Here is a 20,911-nt window from a genome sequence, read left to right as displayed (position 1 = left end):
CTTTGTAAATGCTTATTATGCATCACCCCGGACTTTTCCACATTATGGTATAAAAGAGGTATTGAATACTGCATTGCACCAACCACATCATGAAAATCGAATCCGTTCCCGAGCAAAAGACCACCATCCAGGTGATCGAACGCATGGTGGCGCTGCTCGATGCGCTGGCCAAGTATCCCGACCCCGTGAGCCTGAAGGAATTGTCGCGCGTCTCCGGGCTACACCCGTCCACCGCCCACCGGATTTTGAACGACATGGTGGTCACCCGTTTTGTCGACCGGGTCGAGCCGGGCACCTACCGCCTCGGCATGCGCCTGCTGGAACTGGGCAATGTGGTCAAGAGCCGGCTGTCGGTGCGTGAAGCGGCGCTGGACTTCATGCGTGCACTGCACAAAAAAACCCAGCAGACCATCAACCTGTCGGTGCGCCAGGGCGACGAGATCGTCTACATCGACCGCGCCTTCTCGGAGCGCTCCGGCATGCAGGTGGTGCGCGCCATCGGCGGCCGCGGCCCGCTGCACCTGACGTCGACCGGCAAGCTGTTCCTGTCGGTGGACGAGCCGAAAGCCATCCGCGCCTACGCCACGCGCACCGGCCTGGCCGGGCACAACAAGAATTCGATTACCGATCTGGGCAAGCTGGAACGCGAGCTGGGGCTGGTGAAGTCGCGCGGCTACTCGCGCGACAACGAGGAACTGGAGCTGGGGGTGCGCTGCATGGCCGCCGGCATCTACGACGACAGCGGCAAGCTGATTGCCGGGCTGTCGATCTCGGCGCCGGCCGACCGTCTGCAGGAAGACTGGCTGGAAGATCTGGTGCTGACTGCGCGCCAGATCTCCGTCACGCTGGGTTACATCCCGGTCGAATAAGCGCCGGTGCTGCTGCCGCCAACCAGGTTGGCCGGGCGCAGCGCTTCCAGCCATTTGCGCATGCGGCCGGCGTCCGCCGTCCGCGACTGCTTGCCCTTGGAATCCAGGAACACCATGATGACCGAGCGGCCTTCGATGACGGCCTGCATCATCAGGCAACGCCCTGCTTCGTTGATGAAGCCGGTTTTCTGCAAGCCGATGGCCCAGTCCGGGCTGGCCACCAGGTGGTTGGTGGTGCCGAACTGCATCGGACGGCCGTTGCTCAGCTCCACCGTGGCTTTCGGATCGGTGGAGAACTGGCGCAGCATCGGCTGCTGGTACGCCGCCATCGCCAGCTTGGCCAGGTCGCGTGCGCTGGCCACATTCATTTTCGACAGGCCGTTGGAATCGACGTAGTGGGTGTCGCTCATGCCCAGTTCGCGCGCCTTGGCGTTCATCGCTTCGACAAAGGCCGGACGGCCGCCCGGATAGTTGCGGCCCAGCGCCGAGGCGGCGCGGTTTTCCGAACTCATCAGCGCGATGTGCAGCATGTTGGCGCGGGTCATCTGCGTGCCGACTTTCAGGCGCGAGCTGCTGAATTTTTCGCGGTCCACGTCCTCGTCGGTGACGGTGAGGACTTCATCCATGTCCTGCTTGGCTTCCACCACGATCAGGCCGGTCATCATCTTGGTGATGGAGGCGATCGGCAGGGCAACGTTGGAATTCTTTTCAAACAGCACTTCCGAATTGGCCTGATCCAGCACCAGCGCCACATTGGACGCCAGCGCCAGCGGATCGTGCGTCGCGTTCAGGCCGGCGAGGTCGCCCATGGTCGGCACCGCCGGCGCGGCGGCCAGCACGCGCTGGTACACCACCTTGCGCTTGCCGTTGACCTTGATCACGCGCTTGACCACGCGGTCGCCCGTATCGGCGGCGGCCACGCGCACGGCGTGGCGCTTCTTCAGCACGACCTTTTTATTGGGCGCGCTGCCGGCATCGGCTGCCTGGACGGTGACGGCTGCCGAAGCAAACATCAGCGAAATAAGAGCGCTTAATGCGAGTTTGATCATTCGTATCCCCAAAAAAAGATTCAGCAAAGCTCGTTGCAGTGTAGCAAAACGCTGCGCCAGCGCAAGCAGATTTAACGTTTATCGCACCAGTAGTTGTGTCGGCGCAATATGGGAAAAACAAGCTAGCCGTATCAGACAAATTTAACAAATTCTTCAAGCGCCATGCGCTCGGTGACCAAAGAGTTTTCGACTTTGCTCAAATCAGCAACACCCAGCGCCATGCCACACACCACGGTTTCCCTGTCCGGCAATTGCAGCTGCTCGCCGATGATGCGGTGGTACTGCGTGAAAGCGGCCTGCGGGCAAGTGTCCAGCCCGCGCGCGCGCGCCGCCACCATGATGTTCTGCAAGAACATGCCGTAGTCCAGCCACGAACCCTGCTCCATGATGCGGTCGATGGTGAAGATCAGGCCCACCGGCGCGCCGAAAAAGTCGTAATTCTTGCCGTGCTGGGCGGCCATGCCGGCCTTGTCCTCGCGGGTCAGGCCCAGCAGCGCATACAGATCCCAGCCGACCTTGCGGCGGCGGTCGATATACGGCGAGGCCCATTCGCGCGGATAGTAGGCATATTCTTCCTTGTGCTGGCGGGCCTGCTCCGGATCGTTATGTGCGGCCAATATCGCCGACGACAACTGCTGCTTGCGCTCGCCTTGCAGCACGTAGACTTTCCACGGCTGCGTGTTGGTGCCGGACGGCGCCCGCCCCGCTACCTTCAAAATCTGCTCGATATCCTCGCGCGCCACCGGCGTCGGCAAAAAGGCGCGCAGGGAACGGCGCGAGGTGATCGCGGCGTCGACGGCCTGCTGTTCGGGTGTGGAAATCATGCGTCCTCGCTCACTTGGGTTTCTTGACCACAAATATAACGCCTGTCACCGCCAGCAACATACCGGCAATGCCGAGGGCGTTGAAAGCTTCGCCAAACATCAGCCACGCCATGATGGCGGTGGTGGGCGGCGTCAGATACATCAAGCTGGTGACCTGGGTGGCGTCGCTGCGGCGTATCAGTGCGAACAGCAGGAAAATCGCACCGATGGACAAGCCCAGCACCGACCATAGCAAGGCACCGATAAAGCGCGGCGTCCACTGCACCGCAGCAAAATCCGGGCCAAGGCCTTCGATCCATATCGCCAGCGGCAGCACCAGCACGGTGGAGGCGGCAAACTGGATCACCGTTCCCACGCGCAGGTCGAACTGCGGGCAATGGTGTTTCTGATACAAGGTGCCGGCGGTGATACTTAATAGTGCAAGCACGCACAACAAGATGGCGTCGGTCGACAGGCCGACCAGCTGGATCTTGGCCGCCACCACCAGCCCGACGCCGCCGATGCCGAACAGCAGCCCCAGCCACTGGCGCGGACGGACCTTCTCGCCGATCAGCGGCGCCGCGAACGCGGTCAGGATCGGCTGCATGCCGACTATCAATGCCGACAAGCCGGCCGGCATGCCCTGCTTGATCGCGCACCAGACGCCAATCAGGTAACCTGCCTGCACCAGCAGCCCGGCAAACGCGATGTGGCCGATCTTGCCATGCGGCCAAGGCGCCCTCAGCACCATCACGGCCGGCACCAGGAACACCAGCACGCCCAGAAAACGCAGCAGCAGGAACGTCAGCGGCGGCGCATACGGCAGGCCGAACTTGGCGACGATGAAGCCGCTGCTCCACAACAGCACGAAAAACAGCGGCAACGGCGACAAAAAGCTGGCGTGCGGCGCGGCTGGCGCTGCGTTCGGGGTCGTGGGCATCAGGTTGGCTTGTGAACTGAAAGGCAATGAGCGCCGTCATGTCGACGCCAACTCAGGTGGACCGAGTCTAACACGGCAAGCGATTTGCCACCGGAAGGCCGCCATTTCCCTCGTACTTTGGGAATAGTTCCGTAGGCAAATACTTCTCTGGAACTAAGTGCACATTCCTTGATGCAACGCACAAAAAATCGCTTGACTTAATTTCCGAAGGCCGTAAAATCGTCTTTGTTGCGTTGCACAATTTGTTGTTCGGTCTGAAACGTAGTTGGCCTGTTTCTCACCGACGGTAGAAACACCAGCAGTAATATTTCAATCAACGACTATTTTCTGGAGAAATACATGTTTTCGATTCCTGAGCAATTTTCCAATGCGACCAAAGCTAATTTTGAAGCCCAATTCGCCATCTTCTCGACCCTGACCAATAAAGCTTTCGAAGGCGTGGAGAAGTTTGTCGACCTGAATCTGACCGCTGCCAAGGCTTCGCTGGAAGAATCGTCGGCCACCACCAAGCAATTGCTGGCTGCTAAAGATCCACAAGAATTCTTCTCGCTGGCCGCTGCCCAGGCTCAACCAAGCGCAGAAAAAACCATCGCTTACGGCCGTCATCTGGCAACCATCGCCACCAGCACCGGCGCTGAATTCAGCAAAGCCGCTGAAACCCAGATCGCAGAAACCAACCGTAAAGTTATTTCGCTGGTTGAAGAAGTCAGCAAAAATGCACCAGCCGGTTCGGAAAATGCAGTGGCGCTGTTTAAATCGGCGATTGGCAATGCGAATGCCGGTTACGAGCAATTCACCAAAACCGCTAAACAGGCTGCTGAATCGCTGGAAAGCAATCTGAGCGCTGCTGTGAATCAATTCACCGCTGCTGCAGCGAAAGCCGCACCGAAGAAATAAATCAAGTTCTCACTTTCACCAAAAAGCCTCGGTTAATCCGAGGCTTTTTTATTACCCTAACAAAATGGTCTGACCCCGTACGGGGTCAAACCCTGGCCGCAGCGGTGTGCGGGTTGAAACGGTGCCGCACATACCAAAACATGGCGCGTACGAGCCAAAATTTAGCATAATGCGAGCAAAAAAAACCCGCCAGAAGCGGGTTGGGGTCTACTCGCCGAGGTAAGCAGCCTTGACGCGCGGATCGTCCAGCATATCCTTGGCCGCGCCATTCATGGTGATATTGCCCGAATCCATCACATAACCACGATGCGCCGCCTGCAGCGCCAGCTTGGCATTCTGCTCCACCAGCAATATCGTAATCCCCTCTTTCGAGACATTACGAATCACCTCGAAAATCTTCTCCACCATAATCGGCGATAAACCCATAGACGGCTCATCCAATAACAGCAACTGAGGATGCGACATTAATGCGCGCGCCATCGCCAGCATTTGCTGTTCACCACCGGATAAAGTCCCCGCCAATTGCTGCGCGCGTTCTTTTAAACGTGGGAATACATCAAACCATTTGGCAATATCGGATTCAATACCGGTCTTATCTTTTCGGGTATAAGCACCCATCATCAGATTCTCATGAATCGACATGCGGGTAAATACACCACGGCCTTCCGGCACCATCGCCAATTTCTTTTCCACCAAATGGAAAGATTTACTGCCCTTCAGCGATTCACCTTGATAAGTAATCGTGCCCTCGACTTTACACGGCGGCAAAGTACCGGTAATTGCTTTCAGCGTGGTGGTTTTACCGGCACCATTGGCGCCGATCAGCGCGATTAACTCGCCTTTATTTACTTCCAGATCGATACCTTTGACGGCTTTAATGCCGCCGTATGCGACTTTCAGTCCCGATACTTTAAGAACGTTGTCGCTCATTAGTGCGATCCTCCCAGATAGGCTTCAATCACCGCCTTATTGCTTTGTATTTCCGCCGGCAGACCTTCCGCAATCGGCTTGCCGTATTCCAGCACCATCATGCGGTCGCACAAACTCATCATCATCTTGACGTCGTGTTCAATCAACAACACGGTCTTGCCTTGCGCCTTGATCTTGACCAGCAGCTCGCGCAGCGCCAGCTTCTCGGTGGCGTTCATGCCGGCCGCCGGTTCATCCAGCGCCAGCAGTTGCGGATCGGTCGCCAGCGCGCGGGCGATTTCCAGCCGGCGCTGGTCGCCGTAGGACAGGAATTTCGACGTGCGGTTGGCAAACTGGCCGATACCGACGAAATCCAGCAGTTCCTGCGCACGCTTGCGGATCGCGGCCTCTTCCTCGCGCGCCGCCTTGTGGCGGAAAATCGCGCCGAACACGCCCTGCCTGGAGCGCACGTGGCGCCCCACCATGACGTTTTCCAGCGCCGTCATCTCGCCGAACAGGCGGATGTTCTGGAAGGTACGGGCGATGCCCGCCTTGGCCACCTCGTGCGGCGCCGACGGCGAGTACGGCTTGCCGGCCAGCTCGAAGGTGCCGGTGTCCGGCTGGTACAGGCCGGTAATCACGTTGAAGAAAGTGGTTTTGCCGGCGCCGTTCGGGCCGATCAGGCCGTAAATCTGGCCCTGCATGATCTTGATGCCAACATCAGTCAGCGCCTGCAAGCCGCCGAAACGCTTGTTGACGCCGGCGATCTGGAGAATTACCTGTTCAGTCATTGTTATCTCTTCCTCACGCCGCCATTACGCCGGACGATTGATTCTTGGTGTCGGAGTCGCCATCCGGGCGGTCTTCATGCTTGGGCGCAGGCCACAAGCCTGCCGGACGCAGCAGCATGGTCAGCACCAGGGCCAGGCCGTACAGCAGCTGGCGCAGCACTTCCGCCTCGATCAGCACGTGGCCGAACAGCTGCTCCTGCAGCGGCTCCACCACGTGGCGCAGGATCTCCGGCAGGGCCGCCAGCAGCACGCCGCCCAGGATCACGCCAGGAATATTGCCGATACCGCCCAGCACCACCATCGCCAGCACCAGGATCGACTCGGTCAGCGAGAACGACTCCGGCGACACAAAGCCCTGGAACGACGCGAACATCGCGCCGGCCACGCCGCCGAACGACGCGCCCATCGAGAACGCCAGCAGCTTGACGTTGCGGGTGTTGATGCCCATCGCCTTGGCGGCGATTTCGTCTTCGCGGATCGCCACCCAGGCGCGGCCCAGGCGCGAGTGCTGCAGGCGGGAGGTGACGAACACCACCGCCACGCACAGCAGCAGGAACAGGAAGTAGTAGGCGTTCACCGACGGAATGCCGACACCGCCGATAAACACGGTGGCGCGCGAACCCGCCTCGCCGCCCAGGTTGACGCCGAACACGCGGATCGGGTCGATCATATTGATGCCCTGCGGACCGTTGGTGAAATTGATCGGCTCGTTCAGGTTGTTCATGAAGATGCGGATGATCTCGCCGAAGCCCAGCGTCACGATGGCCAGGTAGTCGCCGCGCAGCTTCAGCGTCGGCGCGCCCAGCAGCGCACCGAAGAAGGCCGCCAGCAGCGCCGCCAGCGGCACGATCAGCCATACCGACAGGTGGATGCCGTTCTGCTGGATTTCCGGGCCGAGGACCGTAATCAGCGTATTGCCCAGCGTCGGATACTCATTGATGACCGATTCCAGCAGGGTCGCGAACTGCGGCGAGGCCAGCAGGCCGGCCAGGTAGGCGCCCACGGCGTAGAACGCGATGTAGCCCAGGTCCAGCAGGCCGGCGAAGCCGACCACGATGTTCAGCCCCAGCGCCAGCATGATGTACAGCAGCGCCATGTCGGCGATGCGCACCCACGAGTTGCCGAACTGCTGGGCAAAGAACGGGAACGCCATCAACAGCACGACCAGCACCGCCAGGTTGACGGACGCTTTGCGCGGATTGCGGGAAAAGTCGAAATTCACAATAGCCATGTCGTCTCCTTACGCCCGGTCCGCCACGCGCTCGCCCATGATGCCGGACGGACGCACCGTCAGCACCAGGATCAGCACCACGAACGCAAAGATGTCCTGATAGTGGCTGCCGAGGAAGCCGCCGGTCAGGTCGCCGATGTAGCCGGCGCCCAGGCTTTCAATAATACCCAGCACGATGCCGCCGACCATCGCACCGTAGATGTTGCCGATACCGCCCAGCACTGCGGCGCAGAACGCCTTCAGTCCCGGCAGGAAGCCCATGGTGAACTGCACCGACGCGTAGTTGGCGCCCCACATCACGCCGGCCACCGCCGCCAGCGCCGCGCCCAGCGCGAAGGTGGCAACGATGACCAGGTTGGAATCGACGCCCATCAGGCCGGCGACGCGCGGGTTTTCCGCCGTCGCGCGCATGGCGCGGCCCATGCGGGTTTTTTCCACCAGCAGCACCAGACCGGCCATCGACACCAGCGCCAGCGCCAGCAGCAGAATCTGCGTCGGCGTGATCACGGCGCCGCCGATCAGCACCGGATCGGAAGGCAGCAGTTGCGGGAACGGCAGCGGGTTGCGGTCCCAGATCATCATGGCGAACACGTTCAGCAGGGTCGAGATGCCGATCGCGGTGATCAGCGGCGCCAGCCGTGGCGCGTTGCGCAGGCGGCGGTAGGCGATGCGCTCGATCAGCACGTTGACCACCATGCACACCGGGATGGCGCCGCCCATGGCGATCATCAGCTTGACGTAGCCAGGCAGGTCGGGGGCGTACTGGTTCAGGAGTTTGAGGATGGTGAGGCCGGTCATCGCACCGATCATCAGCACGTCGCCATGGGCGAAGTTGATCAGATTGAGCACACCGTACACCATGGTGTAGCCCAGCGCGACCAGTGCGTACATGCTGCCGAGCACTAGTCCGTTAATAATTTGTTGGATAAAAGTATCCATTTTTGCCTTTACCTTTGATTGCGTGACATGTAACAAAAACGGCACCCGGGTGTCCCCGTAGTGCCGCCGTTGACTACACGTTCACGATGCAAGTTTCATGCCAGAACAGTGCCTCGATCGCTTCGCATTATTAAGCCGAAACGACAATATTTTAGAGCGAGGCAAATAATAGCCAGAATTCCGGAAAACTAATCGCGGAATAAGGCTGGTGAAGCTGAATTATATTCCGCTCTGGCCAGGTAAAGTTAGATTGCGCCCTCGATTGGTGCAACTTTCGACACGCCGTCGAGGCCCTTGGGCATCGGGAAAGTGACCGATTCCAGCACGCCGTCCAGCGGACGCACGCTGCGCACACCCAGCTCCTTGAGGCGGTCAATGACCGACTGCACCAGCACTTCGGGCGCCGAGGCGCCGGCCGTGACGCCGACGCGCAGTTTGCCGTCCAACCAGGCCGGGACGATCTGCTCGGCGTGGTCCACCATGTAGGCGGGCGTGCCCATTTTTTCCGCCACTTCGCGCAGGCGGTTGGAGTTGGAACTGTTCGGGCTGCCGACCACGATCACCACCTCCACCTGCGGCGCCATGAACTTGACGGCTTCCTGGCGGTTGGTGGTGGCGTAGCAGATGTCGCCCTTCTTCGGCTCGATGATGGCGGGATATTTGGCTTTCAGCGCGGCGATGATGTCGGCGGTGTCGTCCACCGACAGCGTGGTCTGCGACACGTAGGCCAGCTGGTCCGGCTTGGCCACTTCCAGTTTGGCGACGTCTTCCACGGTCTCCACCAGGTACATGCCCTCTTCCGTCTGGCCCATCGTGCCTTCGACTTCCGGGTGGCCGTCGTGGCCGATCATGACGATCTCGCAGCCCTGCTTGCGCATCTTGGCCACTTCCACGTGCACCTTGGTGACCAGCGGGCAGGTGGCGTCGAAGATGCTGAAGCCGCGCGCATCGGCTTCCGCGCGCACCGCCTTGGACACGCCGTGCGCCGAGAACACCAGCGTATTGCCGGCCGGGACTTCGCTCAAGTCCTCGATAAAGATCGCGCCCTTGGCGCGCAGGTCGTTCACCACATAGGCGTTGTGGACGATTTCGTGACGCACGTAGATTGGCGCGCCAAACTGCTGCAGCGCGCGCTCGACGATTTCGATGGCGCGGTCGACGCCGGCGCAGAAGCCGCGCGGCTGGGCCAACAGAAGTTCTTTATCGCTCATGCAGTCCTCACAGTACGGAAATCAGATGCACTTCAAACTTCAGCGGCTGGCCGGCCAGCGGGTGGTTGAAGTCGAACAGGCAGGTTTCGTCGCCCAGTTCTCGCAGGATGCCGGCAAAGCGGCCGCCGCCCGGCGCGGCGAAGTCGACCAGGTCGCCGATCTTGTAGTCGGCGTCCGGCGCCGAGTTCTGGTCCAGCGTGGCGCGGCTGACTTCGCGGATCAATTCAGGATTGCGCGGGCCGAAGCCGACGCCCGGCTCCAGCTCGAAGGTTTTGTGCGTGCCTTCAGGCAGGCCGATCAGCAATTCTTCCAGCACCGGCGCCAGCTGGCCCTGGCCCATCAGCAACGTGGCCGGCGTGGTGCCGAAGGTGGTAACGATATCCTTGCCTTCCAGGGAAGCCAGACGGTAATTCAGGGTGAGATACGACGACGCGGTGACAACAGGTTGCTCGTTAGACATGACTTAAGCTTCGTTGGACTGGGAAAGGCCATATTGTAAGCCACCTTTGATCCTCATCGCTTTCTCGGCCAGGAAAAGAAGCGCGGATCGTAAATCCACCTGCGCACGGTGGTGGCGCTGAGGCCAGCGGCGTCAGGGTGCTGCGGATCGATCAGAACGCAATACTCGTCCGGGACAATGACTGAAGGAACCAGAAGCAGCCTGGATTATTCCAGCGCCCGCCTGTGATCTTCGCGCCGATACCGGACAGGTCGCCTGCTTTGTACGACGACGTGTCCACCGCGATGCGCCAGACCGGCTGGGTCATGCGTAAGCGCCGCTTTGAATCATCGACAGCAGGTCTTCCACCAGTTTCTGGCCAGCGAAGGTGTCCATATAGCTCGCGGGCGTGGCGCCGCCCAGCGCTGGGAGCGGCGCGGCCAGCCACACGGCCAGCCAGCGCGCCGCATCGCCCCCCTTTGGATTGCCTGACTCGTCAACCATCGATTTGATTCTTTTATTTTCACCACGTCTTTGCACTTCATCAGACACACGTCAGTATTCCCGCCAATTGGCTTGACCATAATGAATGCTCTATCGGAGAGCTTCCATGACGATCAATGAATGGCCAAAAGATCAAAGACCGAGGGAACGGCTGATACGCGAGGGGGCCGGTGCGCTGTCCGACGCGGAACTGTTGGCCATCTTCCTGCGCGTTGGCGTGCGCGGACAGGACGCAGTCCAATTGGGCCAACACATGGTGCACCACTTTGGTTCGCTACAAGGATTGTTTGGCGCCACACTTCGGGAGTTTTCCGAGATTAACGGCTTGGGCCCGGCAAAATTCGCCCAATTGCAAGCGGTGATGGAGCTGGCGCGGCGCGCCCTGATGGAGGAAATCCGCACCGGCACAACGCTCAGCTCGCCACGGGCGGTCAAAGAATACCTGCGTTTGCTGTTCAATGGCCGCTCCTTCGAATCCTTTCATGTGCTGTTCCTGGATGTGAAGAACCGGCTGATCGACGCCAAGGAATTGTTTCGGGGCACGCTGACGCATACCTCGGTGTATCCACGGGAGGTGGTCAAGGAGGCGCTGGCGCGCAATGCCGCCAGTGTGATGCTGGCGCATAACCACCCGTCCGGCACGCCCGATCCCAGCGAGTCCGACCTGCTGCTGACGCGAGCGCTGATGCAGGCGCTGGCGCTGGTCGATATCCGCATCCTCGACCATTTTGTGGTGGCCGGGCATCAGGTTCACTCGTTTGCCGAGCATGGACAACTCTAGGTTTACCCCTATGCGCTCAAGGGTTTACGAGCGAATTCACAATTGTTAAATAAATCCTCAATATCAAGACACAATTGTTTTTCGTAAGTGATTGAAAAACCTGCTGTTTTTGGATATACTCTCGTTTTTCCAATTGTGGAATGTCTTTTAAGGAGTGCGTTATGGCACGTGTTTGCCAAGTTACTGGGAAGAAGCCGATGGTCGGCAACAATGTTTCCCACGCAAACAACAAAACCAAACGTCGTTTCCTGCCTAACCTGCAGAACCGTCGTATTTTTGTTGAATCTGAAAACCGCTGGGTCTCCCTGCGTCTGTCCAACGCTGGTCTGCGCGTAATCGACAAGGTCGGCATCGATGCCGTCCTGGCCGACATGCGCGCCCGTGGCGAAAAAGTCTAAATAGGGAGCTATCATGGCAAAAACTGGCCGCGACAAAATCAAGCTGGAATCGACCGCTGGTACTGGTCACTTCTACACCACGACCAAAAACAAGCGCACGATGCCTGCAAAAATGGAGATCACCAAGTTTGATCCTAAAGCACGCAAGCACGTGATCTACAAAGAAACCAAGATCAAGTAATTCGGTCTTAGCTTCTACGAAAAAGCCACTCATCGAGTGGCTTTTTTATTGGGTGGCGGGTGCGCAGTAGTTGCATGCGGCACTTTAACCCGCAAAAAAAATGGCCCCGGAGGGCCATTTTCTTATGCGTAGCTGCGCAGGCGCAGCGAGAAGTCCTGCAGGGATTTGATGCCCGACGCTTCCGCGCGGTTGCACCAGTCCTGCAGCTTGTGCAGCAGGTCGTCACGGGTGAAGTGCGAACGCTCCCAGATCACGCCCAGCTCCACGCGCATATTGTGCATGGTTTCCAGCGCTTTGCTGTGCTGGAACAGTTCCACCAGCTGCTGCTGCTGCGGCGCTGCCAGCTTGCCCGGCTCGCGCTGCATCAGCTTGCGCGACGATTTCAGGAAGCGCGCTTCCAGCTGGGCCTTGTCTTTCAGGTGCTCCAGCTCTTCTTTCCACGCGTGCTTGATCGATTTGGCGTACTTGGCCATCACGTCGTAACGGTTGGCGATCACCGATTGCAGCGTCTCGAAGTCGGCTTCCAGCTTGTCCTTGGCGAACTTCGGCTCCGGCGCCAGTTTTTTCACCTTGGCCAGGCCCACCATTTCCAGCGCGCGGATATAGCCCCAGCCGATGTCGAACTCGTACCACTTCGACGACAGCTTGGCCGAGGTGGCAAACGTGTGGTGGTTGTTGTGCAGCTCTTCGCCGCCGATCAGCAGGCCGAACGGGATGATGTTGGTGGCCGCGTCGGCGCAATCGTAGTTGCGGTAGCCCCAGTAGTGGCCGATGCCGTTGATGATGCCGGCCGCCGTCACCGGTATCCACATCATCTGCACCGCCCACACGGTGATGCCGATCACGCCGAACAGCGCGAAGTTAATGATCAGCAGCGACACCACGCCGGCCGCGCTATGGCGCGTGTAGACGTTGCGTTCCATCCAGTCATCCGGCGTGCCATGACCGTACTTGTCCATGGTTTCCTTGTTCTTCGATTCAGCGCGATACAGCTCGGCGCCTTCCCAGAACACTTTCTTGATGCCGCGGGTGACCGGGCTGTGCGGATCTTCCTCGGTGTCGCACTTGGCGTGGTGCTTGCGGTGGATCGACGCCCACTCCTTGGTCACCTGGCCGGTGGTCAGCCACAGCCAGAAGCGGAAGAAGTGGCTGACCAGCGGATGCAGGTCCAGCGCACGGTGCGCCTGGCAGCGGTGCAGGTAAATCGTCACGGAAGCAATGGTGATGTGGGTGACCACCATCGTGTAAAAGAACACTTCCCAGCCACTCAGGCGGGTGATGCCATTCGACAGGAAATCCAATACTGCGTATAAATCCATTACTACTCCAACCAAGATTGTATTTTTTACAGGCGTGCGTCGCCCGCCGGTTCCGACTTTTGGACGACATTGTACGATGAATCAGTGCGGATTTGAGGATGCTTTGCCCTCAATCACTGACTATTACTTAGGCACGGTCGTGCTTTCCGGCTCCGACAGAGCGGCCGGCACCGGGCCAAGGATGCGCATCTCCCGTTGCGGGAATGGGACAGAGATATTGTTTTCCTTGAGCGCGCGCCAGATCGCGCGGTTGACGTCGGACGTCACGCCGCTGCGGCCGTTCTGCGGATCGTTGATCCAGAAGCTGACCGTCAGGTCCAGGCCATCGGCGCCAAAGCTGGTCAGCGTGGTCGACGGCGGCTTGTCCTTCAGCACGCGCTCGACCGTCGCCGCCGCCTCGGTCAGCAGCTGGATGACGAAATCGACATCGGTGTCATACGCCACCGACACCTTGGTTGAAATATTCACCAGGCTGCTCGACAGCGAGGAATTCTGCACCGCGCCCGACACCAGCATCTCGTTCGGCACGATCGATTCCATGCCGTCCAGGCCTTGCAGCACCGTGTAGCGGGTGTTGATCTGCGTGACCTTGCCGCTGTACTTGTCGACCGTGATCATGTCGCCGATGGTCAGGCTGCGGTCCAGCAGGATGACGAAGCCGGACACGTAGTTGCTGGCGATCTTCTGCAAGCCCAAACCGAGGCCGACGCCCAGTGCGCCGCCGAACACCGACAGCACGGTCAGGTCGATGCCCACCAGCGACAAGCTCATCAGCACCGCCACCAGGATCAGCACCGCACGCGCCGTGCGCGACAGCACCACCCGCAGGTTGGTGTGCATGCCCGGCATTTTCATCAGCCATTCTTCCAGCGCGGCGCCGGCCCACAGCGCCAGCATCAGCAGCACCGCCACCGAGGCGCTGGCTTGCAGGATGTCGGCGATCGACACCTTGTATTTGCCGATCGGCAGGATGGTGTCGTCCATGAACTGGAACACGTCGATCCACAGGCCGGTGATGTACAGCACGAAGGCCAGCCACACCAGCAGCTGGAAGATCTTCTCGAACGCCAGCATGCCCGGACTGATGGTGCGGCCGTTGCGCGCGAACACGCGGCGCAGCAGGTAGAAGGTGAAGCGGATCACCGCCAGCGAACCGAAGATGGGCATCGCGATCTTGATCCAGTTGACGTGGGTGTAGTGGTACTGCGCTAGGATCACGCGCGACAAGGCCAGCAGGCCGATCACCGCCAGCGGCGCCATCACGCGGCCGAAGCTCTCCACGCCGAAGCCCAGCACGCCGCCCTGATGTTCCTCGTGGCGCCGGCGGCCGAAGCGCTTGCGCAGCAGCCGCGCCAGGCCGAATCCCACGATCACCGAAAGAATGATGGCGGCCAGCTGCCACAGCAGGCTGGGCTCGTGCAGGTCGCCGGTGAGGTCGTCGATCAGATTAAGCAGGGGCTGTTGTTGGGACATTGCGGACGTGGTGAACTATTGAGATGCGTAGATTAACGTAAAACAGGCCGGGAGACCCGGCCTGCTGAATTACTCGTCGACTGCTTCGACTTCTTCCTTGGCCTTCTTGGCCATCTGCTTGCGCTCGAAGACCGCGGCGAAGAAGCCGTCGGTCTGGTGCTTGTGCGGCAGCAGTTTCAGGTAGTCGCCCATGTCCAGATCGATCTTCTGCTCGGCCAGCGCTTTGCTCATCGGCACCAGCTCGAAGTCCGGATGGGTTTCCAGGAACTGCTTGGCGATGAAGTCGTTCTCATCCTCCAGCACCGAGCAGGTGGCGTAGACCAGGCGGCCGCCGCCCTTGACCAGGCGGGCGGCGCCGTCCAGGATCGCCGCCTGCTTGACTTGCAGTTCGGCGATGGCTTCCGGCTTCTGGCGCCATTTGACGTCCGGATTGCGGCGCAGGGTGCCCAGGCCCGAGCACGGGGCGTCGACCAGCACGCGGTCGATCTTGCCGGCCAGGCGCTTGATCTTGGCGTCGCGCTCGTGCGCGATCACCACCGGATGCACGTTCGACAGGCCGCTGCGCGCCAGGCGCGGTTTCAGCTTGGTCAGGCGCTTCTCGGAGACGTCGAAGGCGTACAGGCGGCCGGTGTTGCGCATGGTCGCACCCAGCGACAGCGTCTTGCCGCCGGCGCCGGCGCAGAAGTCCACCACCATCTCGCCGCGCTTGGCCGCGACCAGGGCCGACAGCAGCTGGCTGCCCTCGTCCTGTACTTCGATGTGGCCTTCCTTGAACAGCGGCAGGTTTTGCAGCTGCGGCTTTTGCAGCACGCGCAGGCCTTGCGGCGCGAACGGCGTCGGCGTGGCGCGGATCGGCGCCTCGGCCAGCTTGGCGATCACTTCCTCGCGGTTGGCCTTCAGCGTGTTGACGCGCAGGTCCAGCGGCGCCGGCGTGTTCAGGCTGTCGGCCAGCGCCAGCGTTTCTTCTTCGCCGTACTGCTCCACCAGCTTCTCGAACAGCCATTTCGGCATGTTGGAGCGGCTCGACTTGTGCATCAGCTTGCGGTCGATTTCCAGGATGCGCTGCACCCACGCCACTTCCTCTTCGCTCAGGCCGCCCAGCGAGTCCAGGCCAACGGCGTCGGCCATGCCCAGCAGGGTCAGGCGGCGCATGGTGGCGCCACCGCCGGCTTCCGAGAAGTCGGTGTAGAAGTTCTTGTTGCGCAGCACGTTGTACACGGACTCGGCGATGGCGCCGCGCTCGCGGCCGCCCAGGCGCGGGTGGTCTTTGAAATAGCGCGACAACGTGGTGTCGGCTGGCGCGGCAAAGCGCAAAATCTCGCGCAACACTTCTTCGGCGTTGGCGAGTATCGCTGGAGGCAATCTCATGGAATTCCTTGGTTAGTTTTTACTTACTGTGGTCCACCTGGACCGCGCCCTGCGCCAGTGTCAGCCTGTCTTCCACAAACCAGCGCACCGCGCGCGGGTAGATGACATGCTCCTGTTCCAGCACGCGGGCCGACAGGGTTTCGACCGTGTCTTGCGGCTGCACCGGCACGCTGGCCTGCAGCACCATCGGCCCGTGGTCGAGTTCGGCCGTTACGAAATGCACCGTGGCGCCATGCTCCCGCACGCCGGCGGCCAGCGCCTGCGCATGCGTCGCCAGCCCGGGGAACAGCGGCAGCAGCGACGGATGGATGTTGAGCATGCGGCCCGCATAATGCGTGACGAAGGCCTCGGTCAGGATGCGCATGAAGCCGGCCAGCACCACCAGATCCGGCGCAAAGCCGTCGATCACGGCCTGCAGCGCGGCGTCGAATTCGGCGCGGCTGGCGTAGTCCTTGTTGGCCACCACGGCCGTCGCGATGCCGTGCGCGGCTGCAAAAGCCAGGCCGGGCGCGTCGGCGCGATTACTGATGACGGCGGCAATCCGGGCCGGCCAGCGCTCGGACTGCAGCGCGCGGACGATCGCTTCCATATTGCTGCCGCGACCAGAAATCAGGATGACGATGTTTTTCATAACCCGGCATTGTACCGCGTCCCACCTCGCAGGGCCACTAAAAGGCAAGAATTGTTGCGATGCAGCAGGCGATGCTCGGCCGTGTCAGGGCCGCCCCAACGCAGGGCGGCAGCGGCGGCCGGCTTACTCGAAGGAGTAAAACACCCGGAACGGCACTTTTTTGTCGGCCCAGTAGTCGGCCGCGTCGCGGAAGACATCCAGCAGGGTTTCCCGTGCTTCCTTGTCAAATTTCTGGGTATTGGGCAATTGTTCCAGCACCACCAGGAAACCGGTCTGTGCGCCGGCCTGGAACATGGTCTCGGTCAGCGTGGCGCGCAGCCCGTCGAAATTCTTGCCTACCCCTTTGGGAAACTGGAACGATTCCGAAATAATGCCCAGCACCTGCTGCTTGGTCGCGCCGGCGATGCAGTGCGCGTACAGGAAGTGCTGCCCCAGGCGCGCCGCCTCCTCCTGCAGTTCACCGACGCGGAAGGCGCGGATGGACTGCACGAGGTTGGCTGGCACGCTGGCCAACAGGCTCTCGTTTCCCTCAATTTGACCTGGTATGTACGGAGTGTCCACTTTGCTGTCGGGAGTGCCTAACTTGTGAATTAATGAATAAATAATTTGAGCACCTGTCCACGAAACATGGCGGGCGGGTCGGCGCCGGCCATGGTTGATTCAATATGTTTCTGAATCCCATACGCATATTAGGGTAACGTGTTGTTCCTTCCAGATCAACACGTATATGATATCTAACGCAATATTTGTTAAAAACAGAAGATTTTTGCGGGATTTAGGGGTGAAATCGGCACAATTCGATCTTGGTCCGCTGTTACAATTTGTTGCCACAGATACTGGTCAGCCACTAGCCGCGCCCCGCTGGCGGGATTAAGATACGAATCATGCAATATCAGAATTCCCCTGATAGACATCCCTGAACCAAACGAGGTAACAAATGAACTTGCAAGCCAAACTGATCGCTTCTGCCCTGTGCCTCGGCGCCCTGCCTTTCGCCCAGGCTGCCGACTTTGAAGATTTCGGCCGCGTGGTGCGCGTCGTGCCGCAGACGCAACAAGTCAACAGCCCGCGCCAGGAATGCCGCACCGAATACGTGCAGGTCCAGCAGCCGGCGCCACAGCGCGGCGTGGGCGGCGCCATCATCGGCGGCCTGGTCGGCGGCCTGGCCGGTAACCAGATCGGCGGCGGCTCGGGCCGTTCGGTCGCCACCGCGGCAGGCGCCATCGCCGGCGCGCTGGTCGGCGACCGCGTCGACAACGCCGACACCCCGAACAGCGGCGGCGTGCAGGAACAGGCCGTCAAACAGTGCCGCACCGTCGACCACTGGGAATCGCGCACTTCCGGCTACGAAGTCACCTACGACTACCGCGGCCGCAACTACACCAGCGTGATGTCCTACGATCCGGGCGAACGCATCCGCCTGCGCGTGCTGGTGGAACCCGCCCAGCGCTAAGCCATCAGGCGAATGACGCTCCCAACAATGCCGGCCTTGCGCCGGCATTGTTGTTTTCAGATAATGCCGGTTCCTTCCTGCCGCGCACTTGCCCATTTTCCCAATGTTAATCAAACGTAAATCCATCGAAAAAGAAGAATCCTCGCGTCCGGCCGCCACGCCGGCGCCGGCCGCGCGCCGCAAGGTCAAATATGCGCCGGTGACGCTGTCGGAGCAGGATGGCGTGCGCTACCTGCATTTCGGCACGGAGTGGGTGCAGGGCGCGATGCGCATCCGCAAGCCGAACTGGCCGGAACTGGAATACGCGCAGCAGATGATGGCCTGGATGCTATGGCTGGAGCAGCCGCGCCGCATCGCCCAGCTGGGCCTGGGCACGGCGGCGCTGACCAAGTTCTGCTACGCCACCTTCCCCCAGGCGCAGGTCACCGCCATCGAACTGAATCCGTCGGTGATCGCCATCTGCGCATCGATGTTCAAGCTGCCGCCCAACGACGAACGGCTGCAGGTGCAGGAGATGGACGCGCTCGACTTCGTCAACGACAAGGCCAACGCCGGCACGCTGGACGCGCTGCAGGTCGACCTGTACGACGCCACCGCGCGCGGCCCGGTGCTCGACACGCCGGAGTTCTACCAGTCCTGCAACGCCTGCCTGAGCGACGACGGCGTGATGACCGTCAACCTGTTCGGCGACCACCCGAGCTACGCGCGCAATCTGAAGGCGATCCGGTTCGCCTTTGCGCAGGTGATTTGCCTGCCGCAGGTACATGATGGTAACGTGGTGGCGATCGCCTTCAAGCGCCCGCGCGACATCGATCCGGCGGCGCTGGCCGCGCACGCCGCGCAGATCGTCGCCGACACCAAGCTGCCGGCCAAGTCCTGGCTGGCCGGGATCAAAGCAGGCATCACCGCGAAATAAGTTCTTTGTGAAAGTGGCCGCACCGATGAGTTCCGCCCCGCTAGATCTGCAACAAATCTACACCTGGCTGCTGGCCGACGGCATGATACGCAAGGCCGAGGTCAAGCAGCTGTATGCGGAAAGTTCGGCCATCCTGAAGAACACCAGCGGCTATATGCATCCCTTGTGCGCGGTGGCGCACGCCAAGCTGCTGTCGGCGCAACCGCCGCACAAGCTGCTGACGCTCGACGCGCTGTGCGAATGGCTGGCGGCGCGCGTCAACCTGCCCTTCATCCGCATCGATCCGCTGAAGATCGACTTCACCCGCGTGGCCGACGTGATGTCGGCCAATTACGCGGCGCGCTTCAACATCCTGCCGGTGGAACTGACGGCCGATACGCTGGTAGTGGCCACCGCCGATCCCTACACCCACGAGTGGGAAGCCGAGATCGCCAAGATCTCGCGCCGCCTGGTGCGCCGCGTGATCGCCAACCCGCTCGACATCGCGCAGTACACCACGCAGTTCTTCAGCCTGGCCAAGTCGATCAAGAAGGCCAACAAATCGACCGGCAACGACCTGTCGCTGCGGAATAACTTCGAGCAGCTGGTCGAGCTGGGCAAGAGCAACAAGCAGGTCGACGCCAACGACCAGCACGTCATCAACATCGTCGACTGGCTGTGGCAGTACGCGTTCGAGCAGCGCGCCTCCGACATCCACCTGGAGCCGAAGCGCGACATGGCGGCGATCCGTTTCCGCATCGACGGCGTGCTGCACCAGGTGTACCAGGTGCCGGCGGTGGTGATGATCGCCATGACCGCGCGCATCAAGCTGCTGGGCCGCATGGACGTGATCGAGAAACGCCGGCCGCAGGACGGCCGCATCAAGACCCGCACCGCCGGCGGCCAGGAAGTCGAGCTGCGTTTGTCGACGCTGCCGACCGCGTTTGGCGAAAAGCTGGTGATGCGCATCTTCGATCCCGACGTGGTGGTGAAAACCCTGCCGGAACTGGGCTTCCCGCTGGACGACGCGCAGCGCTGGGATGCACTGACCCAGCGTCCGCACGGCATCATCCTGGTGACCGGACCGACCGGCTCCGGCAAGACCACCACGCTGTACACCACGCTGAAGGCGCTGGCCACCTCCGAGGTCAACGTCTGCACGGTGGAAGACCCGATCGAGATGGTGGAACCGGCCTTCAACCAGATGCAGGTGCAGCCCGGCATCGAGCTGTCGTTCGCCGACGGCGTGCGCGCGCTGATGCGGCAAGACCCGGACATCATCATGGTCGGCGAGATCCGCGACCTGGCCACGGCCGAAATGGCGATCCAGGCGGCGCTGACCGGCCACCTGGTGCTGTCCACGCTGCACACCAACGACGCGCCGTCGGCCGTGATGCGGCTGCTGGAACTGGGCGTGCCCTACTACCTGCTGGAAGCGACGCTGGTCGGCATCATGGCGCAGCGCCTGGTGCGCACGCTGTGCGAGGACTGCAAGGCCAATGGCGGCGAGTTGAGCGACGACATCTGGCGCAGCCTGGCCGGCGAGTGGGACTTGCCCAAGCCGCAGCAGGTGTACAAGCCGGTCGGCTGCCCCGAATGCCGCCAGACCGGCTATCGCGGCCGCACCGGCTTGTACGAATTGCTGACCGTGACCGAAGCCTTCAGCGCCCAGGTGCGCGAGGAAACCGACATCCAGGCGCTGCGCCGCCAGAGCATGGCCGACGGCATGAAACCGCTGCGCATCGCCGGCGCGCTGAAGATCCAGGAAGGCGTGACCACCGCCGACGAAGTGCTGAAAGTGACGGCAGCGCTGGGCATGAAATAAAAAGG

24 protein-coding genes are annotated in these 20,911 nt (G+C 61.0%); 8 read left to right on the top strand and 16 right to left on the bottom strand.

Annotated elements, in window-relative coordinates; all coding sequences use genetic code 11:
• Positions 1–89 precede the first annotated feature (89 nt).
• Positions 90–869 carry an IclR family transcriptional regulator gene (locus tag GJ698_RS03930; RefSeq protein ID WP_154356246.1) on the top strand — a complete coding sequence of 260 codons (780 nt, stop codon included), beginning with the start codon at positions 90–92 and terminating at the stop codon, positions 867–869.
• Here GJ698_RS03930 and pbpG read toward each other — a convergent pair.
• The 3 genes from pbpG to GJ698_RS03915 form a co-directional block, all read right to left on the bottom strand.
• Positions 851–1,918 carry a D-alanyl-D-alanine endopeptidase gene (pbpG, locus tag GJ698_RS03925; protein ID WP_154356245.1) on the bottom strand — a complete coding sequence of 356 codons (1,068 nt, stop codon included), beginning with the start codon at positions 1,916–1,918 and terminating at the stop codon, positions 851–853. The two genes, GJ698_RS03930 and pbpG, sit on opposite strands and share 19 nt — an antisense overlap.
• 131 nt (positions 1,919–2,049) lie before the next feature.
• The gene (locus GJ698_RS03920; protein WP_154356244.1) at positions 2,050–2,742 is read right to left on the bottom strand and encodes a nitroreductase; all 693 of its coding nucleotides are present in this window, start codon (positions 2,740–2,742) and stop codon (positions 2,050–2,052) included.
• Between the two features lie 10 nt (positions 2,743–2,752).
• Entirely contained in the window at positions 2,753–3,661 is a 909-nt protein-coding gene (locus GJ698_RS03915; RefSeq protein ID WP_154356243.1) for a DMT family transporter, read from the bottom strand.
• A gap of 339 nt (positions 3,662–4,000) precedes the next feature.
• Here GJ698_RS03915 and phaP point away from each other — a divergent pair, with 339 nt between their 5' ends.
• Positions 4,001–4,558, top strand: a complete 558-nt coding sequence (phaP, locus tag GJ698_RS03910; protein ID WP_154356242.1) for a TIGR01841 family phasin — start codon at positions 4,001–4,003, stop codon at positions 4,556–4,558.
• Between the two features lie 207 nt (positions 4,559–4,765).
• On the opposite strand, the gene GJ698_RS03905 is transcribed toward phaP, so the two are convergent.
• The 8 genes from GJ698_RS03905 to GJ698_RS03870 all read right to left on the bottom strand — a co-directional run bounded on the left by GJ698_RS03905 (position 4,766) and on the right by GJ698_RS03870 (position 10,582).
• Positions 4,766–5,488: an ABC transporter ATP-binding protein gene (locus GJ698_RS03905; protein ID WP_154356241.1), complete on the bottom strand. Its 723-nt coding sequence runs from the start codon at positions 5,486–5,488 to the stop codon at positions 4,766–4,768.
• Positions 5,488–6,258: an ABC transporter ATP-binding protein gene (locus GJ698_RS03900; RefSeq protein WP_154356240.1), complete on the bottom strand. Its 771-nt coding sequence runs from the start codon at positions 6,256–6,258 to the stop codon at positions 5,488–5,490. The genes GJ698_RS03905 and GJ698_RS03900 overlap by 1 nt, the downstream gene beginning before the upstream one ends.
• A 13-nt stretch (positions 6,259–6,271) precedes the next feature.
• Positions 6,272–7,489, bottom strand: coding sequence for an ABC transporter permease subunit (locus tag GJ698_RS03895; protein WP_154356239.1), 1,218 nt, complete (start codon positions 7,487–7,489; stop codon positions 6,272–6,274).
• 9 nt (positions 7,490–7,498) lie between these two features.
• Entirely contained in the window at positions 7,499–8,428 is a 930-nt protein-coding gene (locus GJ698_RS03890) for a branched-chain amino acid ABC transporter permease (RefSeq protein ID WP_154356238.1), read from the bottom strand.
• Between the two features lie 245 nt (positions 8,429–8,673).
• Positions 8,674–9,639: a 4-hydroxy-3-methylbut-2-enyl diphosphate reductase gene (gene ispH, locus GJ698_RS03885; protein WP_154356237.1), complete on the bottom strand. Its 966-nt coding sequence runs from the start codon at positions 9,637–9,639 to the stop codon at positions 8,674–8,676.
• 7 nt (positions 9,640–9,646) lie between these two features.
• The gene (locus GJ698_RS03880) at positions 9,647–10,099 is read right to left on the bottom strand and encodes an FKBP-type peptidyl-prolyl cis-trans isomerase (RefSeq protein ID WP_154356236.1); all 453 of its coding nucleotides are present in this window, start codon (positions 10,097–10,099) and stop codon (positions 9,647–9,649) included.
• Positions 10,100–10,250: 151 nt separating this feature from the next.
• On the bottom strand, positions 10,251–10,406 hold the full coding sequence (locus GJ698_RS31340; RefSeq protein WP_371865117.1) for a hypothetical protein: 156 nt from the start codon (positions 10,404–10,406) through the stop codon (positions 10,251–10,253).
• Positions 10,403–10,582: an MbcA/ParS/Xre antitoxin family protein gene (locus tag GJ698_RS03870; protein ID WP_154356235.1), complete on the bottom strand. Its 180-nt coding sequence runs from the start codon at positions 10,580–10,582 to the stop codon at positions 10,403–10,405. The genes GJ698_RS31340 and GJ698_RS03870 overlap by 4 nt, the downstream gene beginning before the upstream one ends.
• 106 nt (positions 10,583–10,688) lie before the next feature.
• On the opposite strand from GJ698_RS03870, the gene radC reads away from it, so the two are divergent.
• The 3 genes from radC to rpmG all read left to right on the top strand — a co-directional run bounded on the left by radC (position 10,689) and on the right by rpmG (position 11,942).
• Entirely contained in the window at positions 10,689–11,363 is a 675-nt protein-coding gene (gene radC, locus GJ698_RS03865) for a RadC family protein (RefSeq protein ID WP_154356234.1), read from the top strand.
• A gap of 161 nt (positions 11,364–11,524) precedes the next feature.
• Entirely contained in the window at positions 11,525–11,761 is a 237-nt protein-coding gene (rpmB, locus tag GJ698_RS03860; protein ID WP_008451488.1) for a 50S ribosomal protein L28, read from the top strand.
• Positions 11,762–11,774: 13 nt separating this feature from the next.
• Entirely contained in the window at positions 11,775–11,942 is a 168-nt protein-coding gene (rpmG, locus tag GJ698_RS03855) for a 50S ribosomal protein L33 (protein WP_005665735.1), read from the top strand.
• Between the two features lie 122 nt (positions 11,943–12,064).
• Here rpmG and GJ698_RS03850 read toward each other — a convergent pair whose 3' ends face one another.
• The 5 genes from GJ698_RS03850 to GJ698_RS03830 form a co-directional block, all read right to left on the bottom strand.
• Positions 12,065–13,261, bottom strand: a complete 1,197-nt coding sequence (locus tag GJ698_RS03850; RefSeq protein ID WP_154356233.1) for a DesA family fatty acid desaturase — start codon at positions 13,259–13,261, stop codon at positions 12,065–12,067.
• 123 nt (positions 13,262–13,384) lie between these two features.
• Positions 13,385–14,734 carry a mechanosensitive ion channel family protein gene (locus GJ698_RS03845; protein WP_154356232.1) on the bottom strand — a complete coding sequence of 450 codons (1,350 nt, stop codon included), beginning with the start codon at positions 14,732–14,734 and terminating at the stop codon, positions 13,385–13,387.
• 69 nt (positions 14,735–14,803) lie between these two features.
• Complete coding sequence (locus tag GJ698_RS03840; RefSeq protein WP_154356231.1) at positions 14,804–16,102, bottom strand: RsmB/NOP family class I SAM-dependent RNA methyltransferase; 1,299 nt, start codon at positions 16,100–16,102, stop codon at positions 14,804–14,806.
• A gap of 19 nt (positions 16,103–16,121) precedes the next feature.
• On the bottom strand, positions 16,122–16,733 hold the full coding sequence (gene purN / locus GJ698_RS03835) for a phosphoribosylglycinamide formyltransferase (RefSeq protein ID WP_154356230.1): 612 nt from the start codon (positions 16,731–16,733) through the stop codon (positions 16,122–16,124).
• A gap of 123 nt (positions 16,734–16,856) precedes the next feature.
• Positions 16,857–17,246 (bottom strand): barstar family protein, encoded by a 390-nt coding sequence (locus tag GJ698_RS03830; RefSeq protein WP_229259812.1) that lies wholly within the window; start codon positions 17,244–17,246, stop codon positions 16,857–16,859.
• A gap of 424 nt (positions 17,247–17,670) precedes the next feature.
• Here GJ698_RS03830 and GJ698_RS03825 point away from each other — a divergent pair, with 424 nt between their 5' ends.
• The 3 genes from GJ698_RS03825 to tfpB all read left to right on the top strand — a co-directional run bounded on the left by GJ698_RS03825 (position 17,671) and on the right by tfpB (position 20,906).
• Complete coding sequence (locus GJ698_RS03825; protein WP_154356229.1) at positions 17,671–18,186, top strand: glycine zipper 2TM domain-containing protein; 516 nt, start codon at positions 17,671–17,673, stop codon at positions 18,184–18,186.
• Between the two features lie 103 nt (positions 18,187–18,289).
• Positions 18,290–19,102: a spermine/spermidine synthase domain-containing protein gene (locus tag GJ698_RS03820; protein WP_154356228.1), complete on the top strand. Its 813-nt coding sequence runs from the start codon at positions 18,290–18,292 to the stop codon at positions 19,100–19,102.
• 25 nt (positions 19,103–19,127) lie between these two features.
• Positions 19,128–20,906 carry a type IV pilus assembly ATPase TfpB gene (gene tfpB, locus GJ698_RS03815; protein WP_154356227.1) on the top strand — a complete coding sequence of 593 codons (1,779 nt, stop codon included), beginning with the start codon at positions 19,128–19,130 and terminating at the stop codon, positions 20,904–20,906.
• The last annotated feature ends 5 nt before the right edge of the window (positions 20,907–20,911 follow it).

It is taken from the genome of Duganella aquatilis (assembly GCF_009674565.1).
Classification (GTDB): Bacteria; Pseudomonadota; Gammaproteobacteria; order Burkholderiales; family Burkholderiaceae_D; genus Rugamonas; species Rugamonas aquatilis.
This window is presented reverse-complemented; position numbering and strand designations above follow the sequence as displayed.

Coding starts and splice junctions, on each gene's coding strand:
- GJ698_RS03915 (WP_154356243.1), bottom strand. CDS start 3,661: ATGCCCACGACCCCGAACGCAGCGCCAGCCGCGCCGCACGCCAGCTTT.
- radC (WP_154356234.1), top strand. CDS start 10,689: ATGACGATCAATGAATGGCCAAAAGATCAAAGACCGAGGGAACGGCTG.
- rpmB (WP_008451488.1), top strand. CDS start 11,525: ATGGCACGTGTTTGCCAAGTTACTGGGAAGAAGCCGATGGTCGGCAAC.
- GJ698_RS03920 (WP_154356244.1), bottom strand. CDS start 2,742: ATGATTTCCACACCCGAACAGCAGGCCGTCGACGCCGCGATCACCTCG.
- rpmG (WP_005665735.1), top strand. CDS start 11,775: ATGGCAAAAACTGGCCGCGACAAAATCAAGCTGGAATCGACCGCTGGT.
- GJ698_RS03905 (WP_154356241.1), bottom strand. CDS start 5,488: ATGAGCGACAACGTTCTTAAAGTATCGGGACTGAAAGTCGCATACGGC.
- GJ698_RS03845 (WP_154356232.1), bottom strand. CDS start 14,734: ATGTCCCAACAACAGCCCCTGCTTAATCTGATCGACGACCTCACCGGC.
- ispH (WP_154356237.1), bottom strand. CDS start 9,639: ATGAGCGATAAAGAACTTCTGTTGGCCCAGCCGCGCGGCTTCTGCGCC.
- GJ698_RS03900 (WP_154356240.1), bottom strand. CDS start 6,258: ATGACTGAACAGGTAATTCTCCAGATCGCCGGCGTCAACAAGCGTTTC.
- GJ698_RS03890 (WP_154356238.1), bottom strand. CDS start 8,428: ATGGATACTTTTATCCAACAAATTATTAACGGACTAGTGCTCGGCAGC.
- GJ698_RS03850 (WP_154356233.1), bottom strand. CDS start 13,261: ATGGATTTATACGCAGTATTGGATTTCCTGTCGAATGGCATCACCCGC.
- GJ698_RS03870 (WP_154356235.1), bottom strand. CDS start 10,582: ATGGTTGACGAGTCAGGCAATCCAAAGGGGGGCGATGCGGCGCGCTGG.
- GJ698_RS03840 (WP_154356231.1), bottom strand. CDS start 16,102: ATGAGATTGCCTCCAGCGATACTCGCCAACGCCGAAGAAGTGTTGCGC.
- phaP (WP_154356242.1), top strand. CDS start 4,001: ATGTTTTCGATTCCTGAGCAATTTTCCAATGCGACCAAAGCTAATTTT.
- GJ698_RS31340 (WP_371865117.1), bottom strand. CDS start 10,406: ATGACCCAGCCGGTCTGGCGCATCGCGGTGGACACGTCGTCGTACAAA.
- GJ698_RS03930 (WP_154356246.1), top strand. CDS start 90: ATGAAAATCGAATCCGTTCCCGAGCAAAAGACCACCATCCAGGTGATC.
- GJ698_RS03820 (WP_154356228.1), top strand. CDS start 18,290: ATGTTAATCAAACGTAAATCCATCGAAAAAGAAGAATCCTCGCGTCCG.
- GJ698_RS03895 (WP_154356239.1), bottom strand. CDS start 7,489: ATGGCTATTGTGAATTTCGACTTTTCCCGCAATCCGCGCAAAGCGTCC.
- tfpB (WP_154356227.1), top strand. CDS start 19,128: ATGAGTTCCGCCCCGCTAGATCTGCAACAAATCTACACCTGGCTGCTG.
- GJ698_RS03880 (WP_154356236.1), bottom strand. CDS start 10,099: ATGTCTAACGAGCAACCTGTTGTCACCGCGTCGTCGTATCTCACCCTG.
- purN (WP_154356230.1), bottom strand. CDS start 16,733: ATGAAAAACATCGTCATCCTGATTTCTGGTCGCGGCAGCAATATGGAA.
- pbpG (WP_154356245.1), bottom strand. CDS start 1,918: ATGATCAAACTCGCATTAAGCGCTCTTATTTCGCTGATGTTTGCTTCG.
- GJ698_RS03825 (WP_154356229.1), top strand. CDS start 17,671: ATGAACTTGCAAGCCAAACTGATCGCTTCTGCCCTGTGCCTCGGCGCC.